The organism is Microbacterium sp. NRRL B-14842, from assembly GCF_050470785.1.
Window position 1 is genome coordinate 20704 of record NZ_JBFLUM010000002.1, and the last position, 12724, is coordinate 33427.

General features: G+C 70.7%; 9 protein-coding genes and 1 pseudogene. 6 read left to right on the forward strand and 4 right to left on the reverse strand.

Annotated features, from left to right (window positions below):
• Positions 1–69 precede the first annotated feature (69 nt).
• Entirely contained in the window at positions 70–1074 is a 1005-nt protein-coding gene (locus AB1285_RS16625; RefSeq protein ID WP_292793960.1) for a methyltransferase family protein, read from the forward strand.
• A gap of 88 nt (positions 1075–1162) precedes the next feature.
• Here the strand turns inward: AB1285_RS16625 and AB1285_RS16630 are convergent, their stop codons facing one another.
• Entirely contained in the window at positions 1163–2506 is a 1344-nt protein-coding gene (locus AB1285_RS16630) for an amidohydrolase family protein (RefSeq protein WP_292793963.1), read from the reverse strand.
• Between the two features lie 164 nt (positions 2507–2670).
• Between AB1285_RS16630 and AB1285_RS16635 the strand changes: the two genes are divergently transcribed.
• A complete protein-coding gene (locus tag AB1285_RS16635) occupies positions 2671–4113 on the forward strand; it encodes a glyceraldehyde-3-phosphate dehydrogenase (protein WP_292793965.1) in 1443 nt (480 codons plus the stop codon).
• 104 nt (positions 4114–4217) lie between these two features.
• A complete protein-coding gene (locus AB1285_RS16640; RefSeq protein WP_292793968.1) occupies positions 4218–5261 on the forward strand; it encodes a winged helix DNA-binding domain-containing protein in 1044 nt (347 codons plus the stop codon).
• Positions 5262–5353: 92 nt separating this feature from the next.
• Here the strand turns inward: AB1285_RS16640 and AB1285_RS16645 are convergent, their stop codons facing one another.
• Positions 5354–6796, reverse strand: a complete 1443-nt coding sequence (locus AB1285_RS16645; RefSeq protein WP_071328117.1) for an XRE family transcriptional regulator — start codon at positions 6794–6796, stop codon at positions 5354–5356.
• 109 nt (positions 6797–6905) lie between these two features.
• Here AB1285_RS16645 and AB1285_RS16650 point away from each other — a divergent pair, with 109 nt between their 5' ends.
• Complete coding sequence (locus AB1285_RS16650; RefSeq protein ID WP_370428661.1) at positions 6906–8768, forward strand: phosphoenolpyruvate carboxykinase (GTP); 1863 nt, start codon at positions 6906–6908, stop codon at positions 8766–8768.
• A 237-nt stretch (positions 8769–9005) separates the two neighbouring features.
• Here the strand turns inward: AB1285_RS16650 and AB1285_RS16655 are convergent.
• A pseudogene (locus AB1285_RS16655) lies at positions 9006–10894 on the reverse strand (ABC transporter ATP-binding protein).
• Between the two features lie 409 nt (positions 10895–11303).
• Between AB1285_RS16655 and AB1285_RS16660 the strand changes: the two are divergent.
• Entirely contained in the window at positions 11304–11555 is a 252-nt protein-coding gene (locus AB1285_RS16660; RefSeq protein WP_429977465.1) for a FitA-like ribbon-helix-helix domain-containing protein, read from the forward strand.
• Entirely contained in the window at positions 11552–11938 is a 387-nt protein-coding gene (locus AB1285_RS16665) for a type II toxin-antitoxin system VapC family toxin (RefSeq protein WP_370428664.1), read from the forward strand. The genes AB1285_RS16660 and AB1285_RS16665 overlap by 4 nt, the downstream gene beginning before the upstream one ends.
• A gap of 67 nt (positions 11939–12005) precedes the next feature.
• Here the strand turns inward: AB1285_RS16665 and AB1285_RS16670 are convergent.
• Positions 12006–12724, reverse strand: a 719-nt coding sequence (locus AB1285_RS16670) for an MFS transporter (RefSeq protein WP_429977523.1), incomplete at its 5' end; no start/stop codon positions are given.

Below are 12724 nucleotides of genomic sequence, written 5' to 3' on the forward strand. Positions count from 1 at the left end.
CCGATCGACGCCCAGCCCCCTCCTGTCCTTTATTTCCAACATTCGTAGACATATCGAAAGGCATCCGCCATGACCGACACCCCCACTCCCGACACCCCCACTCCCGACGCCGCCCGCATCCTCGACATCGCCACCGGCTACATGGCCGCGAAGCAGCTCTTCCAGGCCAGCCGCATCGGTCTGTTCGCCGCCGTCGCCGCCGGCGCCGACACGGCCGTGGCGATCGCCGAGCGCTGCGGGGTCAGCGAGCGGATCGCCCGGCTGCTCGCCGACGCCCTCGCCGCGAAGGGTCTCCTCGTCCGCACCGAGGGGCGCTACGCGCTGGCCCCCGACGCGTCCGCCTACCTCACCGGGGAGGACGCGGTGATCGACCTCGCCCCCTTCCTCACCTTCCTCGACGAGATCAGCTACCCGCACTGGCTGCAGTTCGCCCACACGGTGGACACCACCCAACCGGGCGACCTGCAGATGGACGACGCGCGGTGGGGCACGTTCATGGCCGGCGTCATGACGTACAACCGCCTGCACGCGCAGGAGTTCGGCCGGCTCGTCGACCTCGCCGGCGCGACGAAGGCCCTCGATTTCGGCGGTCTGTCCGCCGAGTTCGCCCTCGCCGTCATGGCACGCAACCCGCAGCTGCACACGACCTTCGTCTACGCTCCCGGGTTCGAGGACGGCGTGGCCGAGGCGGTCGCGGCGGCGGGCGTCGCCGACCGGGTCGCCATCGAGGTCGGGGACACGGCGACCACGGCTCCCGAGGGCGCGTACGACGCGGTGTTCGCCAACCACGTCATCCACCGGTTCTCCGCGGAGGAGAACGCGCAGATCTTCCGCCGACTCCGTGCGGCGGCGGCCGACGGGGCGACGCTGACGGTGCTCGACTTCTTCCTCGACGACGACGACGAGCAGCGCGCCCTGGATGCCCTGCACGCGGGGGAGTATCTCGTGATCGACGGCACCGTGGTGTACCCCGAGTCCGAGGTGCGCGGTTGGCTGTCGGATGCCGGGTGGGCGGTGCGCGACACCGTCGCCCTGCCGGGGAGCCCGCGCGTGCTCCTGGCCACCGCGGTCTGACGACCGCGGTCCGAGACTGGTCCGAGGGGGATCAGAGGCGGGCGGCATGCGTGAACATGCCGCCCGCCGTTTTCGTGGGCGCGGGTGGTCAGTCCCGGGTGAACACCGTGCGACCGTCGACGATCGTCCGCTCGACCTGGAGGGCGGCGAACGGGCGCCCCGGGGTGCACGGATCCTCGTCGAGCACCGTGACGTCCGCGACCCTGCCGAGTTCGAGGGTTCCCTTCCAGGTCGCGGCACCGTCCTGGATCGCGGCGTCCGCCGTCATGGTGCGCAGCAGCCGGCGCCGAGTCGCGGCGTCGTCCGCTCGACCGTCGGCGGCGAGGAGGGCGAGGGAGGCGTCGAGGCTGGGTCGCCAGTCCGGCGTGGCGATCGGCGCGTCGCTGGTCACGGTGGTCAGCGCCCCCGAGCAGAGCATCTCGGCCAGCGGCCAGGCGGCGGCGACCCGGGCCTCTCCGAGCTGCACGGCCGCCCAGGAGTGCGTGTGCGCGGCGATGAGGGGCTGCACGGCGAACCCGACGCCGAGACGCTCCGCGCGGCGGATCTGCGCCGGCGTCGCGAGGTCGCCGTGCACGACGTGGTGGGGTGCCGGCGGCGGGGGAGTCTCGCCGGCGCGTTCCAGTGCGGTGAGGAACTCTTCGATCGAGCGATCGCCGGTGGCGTGCACGGCGATCTGGAGTCCGCGACCGGCGGCCAGGGCGATCATCTGCTGGAAGGCGCTGAGCGGATCGGCGTCGCCGCGGGTGAGCAGGTGCCCGGTCGTCCCGTCGGGGTACGGGTCGGACGTCCATGCGGTGGCCATCGGCGGGATGCCGTCGGCGAAGATCTTCACGCCGGGGATCGCGAGCCAGCGCGGGTCGGTCGTCGGCGGCGGCACCGGGAGTCCGGCGGCGAAGTCCTTTAGGGAGCTCTCTCCGTCGATCGTCCCGAACAGGCGCAGCAGCGTGACGCGCGAGGTCTGGGCCCCCTCGCGGTGCAGCTCCACATACGACTCGAGCATGTCGGTGCCGAAGCAGCCGGTCTCCCCGTCGTCCTCCCCGGGGCCGATGCCCGGCTCCGTGTAGCTCGTGATGCCGAGCTCCGCGAGCAGAGCCCAGGCGCGGCGCAGGGCGCTGCGTCGCTCACCGGCCGTGGTCACGAGGCGGCCGGTCGGCTGCTCCTCGGGCGGGGTGTCGGAGAAGAAGAGGTGCGGCCAGCGTGCGCCCAGCCACGCGGCGTGGAGGTGCGCGTCGTTGAGGCCGGGGATCGCGGTGCGGCCGTCGAGCTGCACGATCTCGCGGGCTGGGAGGGCTTCGGCCGCGGCATCGGTGGCGACGATCATCCCGTCGCGGACGGCGATCGCGGTGGCGACGGAATCGGTGGCGTCGAAGGTGTGGATGCGGCCACCGCGGAGGAGGAGGTCGGCGTCGTCGCCGAGGAGTGCGCTGCTCATTATTCCACCAGTGTAGACGTAAAACTCGCGCACTCGGGATGTCCCGCGCCGACCGATTCGGCGCGCGGTTCCGCGGCTTGTACCCTGGAGTCATCCCCCGAACACCCCGGCAACCTCGCGCGCGCCGGCGACCTCGGCGCGCGCTCACACATGCAAGGACGCAGATGAACGATTCCGCGGCACACCGCGACGAATGGACGGCGAGCGAAGAGCTGGCGGAGCGGATGATCCCGCTCATCGGGGCTCTCAAGCGCGAGCGCGACGTGGTCACCTCGCTGCACGGCCACCGCCTGCTCGGCCTCTCGGCCACCGGCCTCGTCGAGGTGCACGAGCGCGTGGCCCAGCTCGGCCACGAGCGCCTCGAGGTCGAGGACAGCCTGGCGGTGCTCGAAGGCATCCACGCTCTCGCCCCCGGCGCCTCGTCGATCGACGTGGCCCGCCTCGTGGAGGGGCATGCGGAGAGCGGCCGCCCGCTGGAGGAGTACCTGGCCGAGACCCTGGCCCCGGCCGTCGGCGCGGTCCCGGCGCCGCCGACCGACGTGGTGCTCTACGGCTTCGGGCGCATCGGCCGGCTGCTGGCCCGCATCCTCATCGCGCACACCGGCGGCGGGAGCGGACTCCGGCTCCGCGCCATCGTCGTGCGCCGCGGCTCCGAGAACGACCTCGTCAAGCGCGCGTCGCTGCTGCTGCGCGACTCGGTGCACGGCCGCTTCGCGGGCTCGGTCACGGTGGATGAAGAGGCCGAGCAGATCATCGCGAACGGCACGCGCATCCAGGTCATCTACTCCGACGACCCGGCGGCGGTCGACTACACCGCCTACGGCATCGATGACGCGATCGTCGTCGACAACACGGGCCGCTGGCGCGACGAGGCCGGACTCTCCCAGCACCTCCGTGCGAAGGGCGTCGCCCGCGTGCTGCTGACCGCCCCCGGTAAGGGCCCGCTGAAGAACATCGTGCAGGGCATCAATGACGACACGATCACCGACGAGGACCGCATCGTCTCCGCGGCGTCGTGCACGACCAACGCCATCACCCCGGTGCTCGCCGCGATCGACGAGGCCTTCGGTGTGGTGAAAGGCCACGTCGAGACCGTGCACTCGTTCACGAACGACCAGAACCTCATCGACAACTTCCACAAGGGCGACCGTCGCGGCCGCTCCGCCGTGCTGAACATGGTGATCACCGAGACCGGCGCGGCGAAGGCCGTGGCCAAGGCCCTGCCCCAGCTCGAGGGACGGCTCACGGGCAGCGCGATCCGCGTCCCCACGCCGGATGTCTCGCTCGCGGTCCTGCACCTCACGCTGGAGCGCCCCGCCACCAAGGATCAGGTCAACGACTACCTGCGTCGTGTCTCGCTGCACTCGAAGCTCCGTCAGCAGATTGACTACGTGGAGAGCCCCGAGGTGGTCTCGACGGACTTCGTCGGCTCGCACCGCGCCGGCATCGTCGACGGTCTGGCCACGATCGCCGACGAGGACACCCTCATCCTCTACGTCTGGTACGACAACGAGTTCGGATACTCCTGCCAGGTCATCCGGGTGCTGGAGACCATGGCGGGTTCGCACCCCGTCGTCCTCCCCACCCGCCGCGAAGTCACCCTCTGACCTCTCCCGTCGACCCACCCCCTTCCGCTCGACCCGGCCCCCTGCGTCCGCACGCACGGGGCCGGGGCACGCGAAAGGGGGTGGGTCGCGGCATGATGAGGGGCATGAAGACCTCACAGTGGCGGGAGGAGCGGCTGCGGTGGCAGGGGCTGACGGCGCCGGAGGCGGACGTGGCGGGGGCGGCGGCGCGGCTGCTCGCGGTGCAGAGCCAGGACTTCACGGCCGGACGGTGGGCGCTGGCTGTGCGGACGAAGGGCGACGTACGCCTCCGCGACGTCGATGCCGCGTTCGACCGCGGGGACCTCGTCCGGGCCTGGACCATGCGGGGGACGCTCCACACGATCCCCGCGCGGGATCTCGGGTGGGTGCTGGAGGTCACGGCCGCGCGACAGCAGCAGCAGGCGGCCTCCCGACAGCGGCAGCTCGGCATCGACGACGCCATGATCGACGCGGTCGTCCGGGAGCTCACGCCGCGGCTCCGTGACGGCGGCCTCACCCGGAGCGAGATCTTCGCGGTGCTCGAGGGCATCGGCATCGACCCCTCGGGGCAGCGCGGCATCCACCTGCTGTTCGCGATGACAGTCTCCGGCGTGCTCGTGCAGGGGCCGGTCGTGCCGCGGGAGGGCATCACGCGGGAGCAGCGGTTCGTGCTCGCGGCGGACCACATCCGCGACCACGCCCGCCCGGACGACCCGCTGGCCGAGCTGTTCGTCCGCTATGTCGAGGGGCACGGGCCCGCCGGGGTCGCGGACTTCGCGTGGTGGTCGGGGCTGACGCTCGGGCGGTCCCGGGAGGCGGCGGAGCGGGCGGCACCCCGGGTGACCGAGGTCGAGGAGGGGGTCTTCGTCGGGAGCACCCCGCCCCGGCGCGCGGCGGGCCGGCCGTCCGTGTTCGCCCTCGGTGCCTTCGACGAGTACTACATCTCTTATGCCGACCGCACCGTCGTGTGCGCTCCGGAATACCTCGCCGCCGTCGGGCCGGGGAAGAACGGGATGGTCCGGGCGACCGTGGTGGAGCACGGCCGCGTGATCGGCTGCTGGACCCACGCCGCCGCCGCGCACACCACCCCTCCGACTCTCTTCGAGCCCCCCGAGGACCCCGCCGCCGTCACCGCCGCACTCGCCCGCTTCGCGGCCTTCATCGCCTGAGCCCCTCGTCGACCCACCCCTTTCCGTGCCTCCCGGCCCCCTACGGCAGCGCGTAACGGGCCGGGGTGGACGCAAGGGGGTGGGTCGGCGGGTCACTCACTCGCGTGGCGGCCGAGGAAGTTGTAGACCTCGTTGTCGTCCACGCCGGGGAACATGCCGCGGGGGAGCGGCGAGAACATGTGGGTGTGCACGCGGGCGCTCGGCCACGCCCGTCCCTTCCAGCGCTCCGTGAGCTCGGCCGACGGGCGGCGGCAGCACGCCTCGTCGGGGCAGGTCGACACCGCCCTGTCGTTCGTCTCGCGTCCCCGCCACCACCGGGCGTCGTCGAACGGCACGCCGACCGTGACGGAGAACTCGCCCTCGCTCGACGACCCGGTCTGCGTGGAGCACCAGAACGTGCCGGACGGGGTGTCCGTGTACTGGTGGTGCTCGACGGTGCGGTTCTGCTCCGTGAAGGCGGAGCGGGCCTGGAACTTCCGGCACACGCGCTGCCCCTCCACCGCTCCCGTCACGTCCATCGGCAGGGGCAGGTCGTCGTTCTCGTAGACGCGAGTGATGGCTCCGGTCGAGTCGACGCGCAGGAAGTGCAGCGACATGCCGAGGTGCTGCGTGAGCAGGTTCGTCATGCGCATGCCGGCCGCTTCGTGCGTCACGCCGAACCCGTCGCGGAAGTCCTCCACCGCGAGGTTGCGGTCCTTCTTCGCCTGCTGCAGGAAGGCCACCGCGGCGGTCTCCGGCATCAGGCAGCACGCGGCGAAGTAGTTGATCTCCAACCGCTGCTGCAGGAAGTCGGCGTAGTCCGTCGGCGGGGTGTGCCCGAGCAGTCGATGCGCCATGGCCTGCAGTGCCATCGACCGCAGGCCGTGTCCACCGGGGATCGAGGCGGGGGGCAGGTAGATGCGGCCGTTCTCGAGATCGGTGACCGAGCGCGTCGAGTGCGGCAGATCGTTGACGTAGATGAGTTCGAAGCCGAGCTTCTCGGCCATGATGCTCACGGTGCGGTGGGTCAGAGCGCCCTGCGAATGGCCGGCGGCCTTGAGCTGCTTCTCCGCGAGCTTCTCGATGTCCGGGAGGTAGTTGTTCTGCGCGCGCATCCGCAGTCGCAGCTCCGTGTTGGCGCGGCGGGCCTCCTCCGGGGTGGCGATGGCCTCGCGCTCGCGGCGCTGCAGCTCGCGGTGGAGGCCGAGGATGGACTCGATGGTCTCGTCGCTCATGCCCTTCGTGACGCGGACCGGGGAGACACCGAGCTGACGGAACACCGGGCTCTCCTGGGCCCGCTCCAGCTCGATCTCCAGAGCGGCACGCCGGTTCGGCGGCTCGCCGGAGATGAGGTCGGTCACTTCGGTGCCGGTGGCCTGGGCGATCGCCTGGAGGAGGGAGAGCTTGGGCTCGCGCTTGCCGTTCTCGATGAGGCTGAGCTGGGAGCCGGCGACGCCGACGAGGGCGCCGAGCTCGTCGAGGGTGTACCCCTTCTCCAGGCGGCGGTGCCGGATGCGGTGGCCGAGGGTCGTGAGGTGGATGCCGGAGGACGCCATTGTTTGAGTCTAGCGAAAGAACAGCGATTCTTATCGTTCGGTTTGGCCGAAAGTCCGCGTCAAGGGCGAAGAAGATGGAAGCAACGCCCCACACTTCGAAGGAGCAGTCATGGCCATGGCCGAAGTCCTCACCCCTCGCACGTCCCCTGTCGCCCCGACGCGCACGTTCGGCACCGCCCCTTCCTACGACACCCCCGCAATGGCCGAGCTCGCCGCCTGGGTGGAAGAGATCCGCGCGCTCACGCAGCCGGACGCCGTGCACTGGGTGGACGGCTCGCGCGCCGAGAACGACTGGCTGCTGCGCGGACTCGTCGACGAGGGCAAGCTCATCAAGCTGAACCCCGAGTGGCGCCCCGGCTCGTACCTGGCGCGCTCGCACCCCAGCGACGTCGCCCGCACCGAAGCCCGCACCTTCATCGCCTCGGAGCGCGAGGAGGACGCCGGGCCCACCAACAACTGGGCCGACCCGGAAGAGATGCACGCGAAGATGGACGAGATCTTCGAGGGCTCGATGCGCGGCCGCACGATGTACGTCGTGCCGTTCTCGATGGGTCGCGTCGGCGGACCCCTGTCGCACATCGGCGTGCAGATCACCGACAGCGCCTACGCCGTCGCATCGATCGGCATCATGACCCGCGTGGGCGACGAGGTCACCCGCCAGATCGCCGAGGGCGCGCCGTGGGTCAAGACGGTGCACTCCGTCGGTGCTCCGCTGGAGGCCGGCGAACCGGACGTCGAGTGGCCCTGCAACGACGACAAGTACATCGTGCACTTCCCGGAGACGCTCGAGGTCTACTCGTACGGCTCGGGCTACGGTGGCAACGCCATCCTGGCGAAGAAGTGCTTCGCGCTGCGCATCGCCTCGGTGATCGCGCGTGATGAGGGCTGGCTCGCCGAGCACATGCTCCTCATCCGCGTGATCGACCCGCAGGGCAAGGCCTACCACGTGGCTGCGGCCTTCCCTTCGGCCTGCGGCAAGACGAACCTCGCGATGCTCCGCCCGACGATCCCGGGCTGGAAGGTCGAGACCCTCGGCGACGACATCGCCTGGATCCGTCCCGGCGAGGACGGCCGCCTGTGGGCCATCAACCCCGAGGCCGGCTTCTTCGGCGTCGCGCCCGGAACGGGTGAGTCGACCAACGTCACCGCGGTCGAGACGCTGTGGGGCAACACGATCTTCACCAACGTCGCGCTCCGCCCCGACGGCGACGTGTGGTGGGAGGGCCTGACCGACGAGGCGCCCGCGAACCTCATCGACTGGGAGGGCAACGACTGGACGCCCGACTCCGGTCGTCCCGCGGCGCACCCCAACTCGCGCTTCACGGTGTCGGCGGCTCAGTGCCCGCAGATCTCCGAGGACTGGGAGGAGGCCGTGCCGCTCGACGTCATCCTCTTCGGCGGACGCCGCGCGAGCAACGTGCCGCTCGTAGTCGAGGCCACCGACTGGACGCACGGCGTCTTCCTCGGCTCGAACATCTCCTCCGAGCGCACGGCGGCGGCCGAGGGCACGGTCGGCGAGCTGCGCCGCGACCCGTTCGCGATGCTGCCGTTCTGCGGCTACAACATGGCCGACTACTTCGGTCACTGGCTCAAGGTCGGCCGGGGCCTGCGCTTCGACCGCGCGCCGCGCATCTTCCAGGTGAACTGGTTCCGTCGCGGAGCGGACGGCCGGTTCCTCTGGCCCGGGTTCGGCGACAACTCCCGCGTCGTCGACTGGATCATCCGCCGCGTGGCCGGTGACGTGCCGGCGGTGGACAGCCCCATCGGACGCCTGCCGCGCGTGGAGGACCTCAACCTCGACGGGCTCGACATCCCTGCGGAAGACCTCGACGAGCTCTTCTCCGTCGACCCCGAGGCGTGGAAGGCCGAGGCCGACCTCACGGAGGAGTTCTACGACACCTTCGGCGACCGGGTGCCCGCGGCCCTCCGCACGGAGCTCGCGTCGCTGCGCTACCGCCTCGCGAAGGCGTAGCCCCCAGACCGGTGCCGGTTCGGGGGAGCCGGCACCCTCGGCCTCCGGGTCGAGCCCTACCCGCGAAGGCGGGGCATCAGAGACGAACCCATGGCTGAGTGGTCTCCGACGCCCCGCCTTCGTGGCACCCACTCCCCAGACCCCGGTTTCGCGTCGAGACCCCGCCCCGCATTCGTGCGGAAGGCGGGGTCTCGGCAGAAAGCCGGGGTCTCGGCGGTGTACAGGGGGGACAGGGAGCTAGGCGAGGAGCTGGTGGCGGGCGAGGTCGCGGTAGAGCGGGGTCGACTCCACGAGCTCGGCGTGGGTGCCCTGTCCCACGACCACGCCGTCCTGCAGCACGACGATGAGGTCGCTGTCGACGACGGTGGACAGACGATGGGCGATCACGACGAGCGTGCGGTCTGTGGCGACCGCATCGATGGCCTCGCGCATGCGCTGCTCGTTCACGCCGTCGAGCGAGGAGGTCGACTCGTCCAGCAGCAGGATCGGGGCGTCGGTGAGGAGCGCCCTGGCGATCGCGAGTCGCTGCCGCTCGCCGCCGGAGAGCATCACGCCGTCCTCGCCGACGGGAGCGTCGACGCCGAGCGGGTTCCGTTGGAGCACGTCGCCGAGGTTCACGGCGCGGAGCACGCGGGCGCAGTCCTCGTCCGTGGCCGTCGGTGACGCGAGCCGCAGGTTCTCGGCGAGGGTGCCGGCCAGCGTCGGGGCGTCCTGCTCGACGTAGCCGAAGTGGGCGCGGAGCTCGTCCCGCGGATAGGTGCGCGTGTCGTGCCCCTTCAACCGGATGGATCCGCCTGTCGGGTCGTAGAAGCGCTCGATGAGGGAGAGGATCGTGCTCTTCCCCGCTCCGCTCGGACCGACCAGCGCCACGCGTGCCCCACGAGGGACCGCGAACGACACCCCGCGGAGCACCTCGTGGTCCTGGGGGTCGGGTGCGGCCTCGGTCTGCTCCAGGTGCGCATCGGCGAGCAGGGTCTGCGCCTCCCTCGCGGCGGCACGGCGGGCGGCGACGACGTTCTCCGGGTAGCGGAAGCGCACGTCGCGGAACTCCAGAGCGGGGGCGTCCGGAGCCGGTTCCTCCTCGCGGGGCAGCGCCGCGGCGGTGGCCGCGTCGTCCTGGGTCTCGGTGGGCAGGTCGAGCACCTCCTGGATGCGGCCGAGCGCGCCGAGGGCCTGGTTGACGGAGGTGATCGCGCCGAACGTCGAGGCGAGGGGCATCACCAGCAGGAAGAGGAACATCACGAACGAGATGAGGGCCGCGATCGAGATGGCTCCGGCCGCGACGCGGAAGCCGCCCACGCCGAGCACGACGAGCAGGGAGAGCTGAAGGGCGATGCCGGCGACGGGCACCACGAGCGAGGAGATCTTCGCGATGCGCACGCCGATGCCGTACGCCTCGGAGGCCCGCTCCGTCACCGCCGCGGTCTCGCGTTCGGTCGCACCGGAGGCGCGGATGGTGCGGATGGAGCCGACGGCCCGCTCCACGCCCGAGGCCAGCTCGCCGACCTTCTCCTGCTGGGCCGTGGACGCCGTCCGGATCCGGCCGCTGAGGGCGACGACGACCCACGACGGAGACGCCGATGACCAGGACGATGAGCAGGAGCAGAACGGGGTCGATGAGCAGCATCGCGATGAGCGCGCCCGCGAAGAGCACGACGTTGCCGACGGCGTCGGCGAGCCCCTGCGTGAGGACGGCGTAGAGGAGCGTGGTGTCGGTGCCGACGCGGGAGACGAGATCGCCGGTGCGCCGTGCGTCGAACTCGGACGTCGGCAGGTGCAGGATGCGGGCGATGAGCTTGCGGCGGCTGGAGTAGACGACCGCGGTGCCGGTGCGCTGCAGCAGATAGTGCTGGAACCCGGAGATGATCGACGACACGATCACGAAACCGACGAGCAGCCACACGAGGACGCCGATCGTGCCGTCGGATTGCACGGCCTCGATGACCTGTCCGACGAGGAGGGGGCTGCACGAGCGAGGTCGCGGCGCCGAACACGCTGAGGACGGCGACGACGACGAGGGTGCGCTTGTGCTCGAAGAGGAAGGGGAGGAGCTGGCGGAAGGTGGCGCGCGGCACGTCGGCCGGTGCGCCCCGTCCGCGTCGGCGTGCTGTCGCCGTGCGGGACATGGGGGACCTCGATCTGGAGATGGTACTTCGACCGTACTCGGGGCGCGGTCATTTCCTATGGGGTGGCTGTATGGCTCAGGTGCGACCGAAACGGCGATGTGCGCCTGCTTGGTGACGCCGAGGGCGCTCGCGATCGCCTGCCACGAGTAGCCGCTCGTGCGAGCGCGACGGACCTGGGCCTCTTCGGCGCGCGCGAGCTCCTTGCGTAGCGCCGCCAGGCGGTGGAGCTCGGCGAGGGGTTCGCCGCCCTCGGCCGCGGCGATGGTGGTGGGGTGAGACATGGAGACCTCCTTCGCGTCAATGTTCGTTGACGCTTGGGACGGTGTCAAGAAGTGTTGACGTGCGCGTTGTCCACAGGGGCGCCCTTGTCCGCATGTGTGGCGCATGCGATGCTGACAGGATGGCTCGCATGCTGCAAGTGAGGAATCTGCCCGACGACGTGCATGCCCGGCTCAAGGAGCGTGCCGCGGCGGAGCGCATGAGCCTGTCGGACTACGTAGCGCGCGAGTTGGAAGACCTCGTCCGCTACCGCAGCAATGCCGAGATCCTCGAGGCGTCGCGGTCCCGGGCGCGCGCGGCCGGTATCTCCCTGACGCGCGAGAGCATCCTCGCCGCCCGCGATCGTGAACGGGACGAGCGCGAGGGAGAGGACCAGACGTGAGCAGGACGGCCGACGCGGTCGTGCTCGATGCCTCGGCCGCGATCGAGGCGCTGCTCGGCGAGGAGGTCTGGACGCACGGCGAGGGGTTCCATGCGCACGCGGGCCTCGACATCGAGGTCCTCTCCGTGCTCCGACGCCTCACGATGCGGAATTCGGTGCCGGCGCATGCTGCTCGTGAGGCCCTCGAGGCGTTCGCGGCGCTGCAGATCACCCGCCATCCGCTGCGTCGGCTCATCCCGCGGATCTGGTCGCTGCGCGAGGACGTCTCCGCGTACGACGCCGGTTATGTCGCGCTCGCGGAGGCCCTCGACGTCCCACTGCTCACGGCCGATCGCCGGCTGGCGAAGACGGCGACCCGGTACTGCGATGTCGTGGTGCTGTGAGCGTCTGACCAGGAAGACGAGAACGGCTGCACCCCCGAGGGAGTGCAGCCGTTCCGTTCGGTCGGTTCTAGAGCTCGACGGCGGAGGCGAGACCGAGGTCGTCCTCGTAGTCGTGGTCCTTCGTCTCGGGAGTGAAGATGAGCGCGATGAACGTCAGCACCGCCATCGACGACAGGTACAGTCCCACGAGCCAGGGCTCGCCGCCGACCGCCGCCCACAGGGCCACCGCGATGAACGGCGCCACGGCCGCACCGAGGATCGATGACACGTTGTACGCGATCGCCGAACCGGAGTAACGCACGTTCGTCGGGAACAGCTCCGGCAGGAGCGCCCCCATCGGCCCGAACGTCGTGCCCATGAGCATGAAGCCGAACACGAGGAAAGCCTGGGTGAGGGCCCCGGTGAACTTCGGGTCGGCCTGCGGCAGCAGGAAGAGGTTGAACGACAGACCGAAGACGACGATGAGTCCCGTGACCCACAGGAGCAGCTTGCGGCGCCCGATGGCGTCGGCGATCGGTCCGGACAGCAACGTGAAGATGCCGAAGAACACGACGCCGATGATCTGCATGAGTACGAAGTCGGTGTAGCCGAAGCCGAGGCCCGGGTAGAATTGCGCCGCGAACACACTCGGGTCGAAGTCCTTGCCGGTCGCCTCGGCCGCAGCGCGGGCGGCGGCCGACGCGGTCTCGAGGTCGGCGGCCTTCGTGCCGTAGGTGAGCGTGAAGTTCGTCATCAGGTAGAACAGCACGTACGTCGCCAGCATGATGAACGTGCCGAGGATGAGCT

Excerpts from the sequence above, each read along its gene's own strand:
- AB1285_RS16650 (WP_370428661.1), top strand. The coding sequence starts at position 6,906 with ATGGCCATGGCCGAAGTCCTCACCCCTCGCACGTCCCCTGTCGCCCCG.
- AB1285_RS16645 (WP_071328117.1), bottom strand. The coding sequence starts at position 6,796 with ATGGCGTCCTCCGGCATCCACCTCACGACCCTCGGCCACCGCATCCGG.
- AB1285_RS16630 (WP_292793963.1), bottom strand. The coding sequence starts at position 2,506 with ATGAGCAGCGCACTCCTCGGCGACGACGCCGACCTCCTCCTCCGCGGT.
- AB1285_RS16660 (WP_429977465.1), top strand. The coding sequence starts at position 11,304 with ATGCTGCAAGTGAGGAATCTGCCCGACGACGTGCATGCCCGGCTCAAG.
- AB1285_RS16640 (WP_292793968.1), top strand. The coding sequence starts at position 4,218 with ATGAAGACCTCACAGTGGCGGGAGGAGCGGCTGCGGTGGCAGGGGCTG.
- AB1285_RS16625 (WP_292793960.1), top strand. The coding sequence starts at position 70 with ATGACCGACACCCCCACTCCCGACACCCCCACTCCCGACGCCGCCCGC.
- AB1285_RS16635 (WP_292793965.1), top strand. The coding sequence starts at position 2,671 with ATGAACGATTCCGCGGCACACCGCGACGAATGGACGGCGAGCGAAGAG.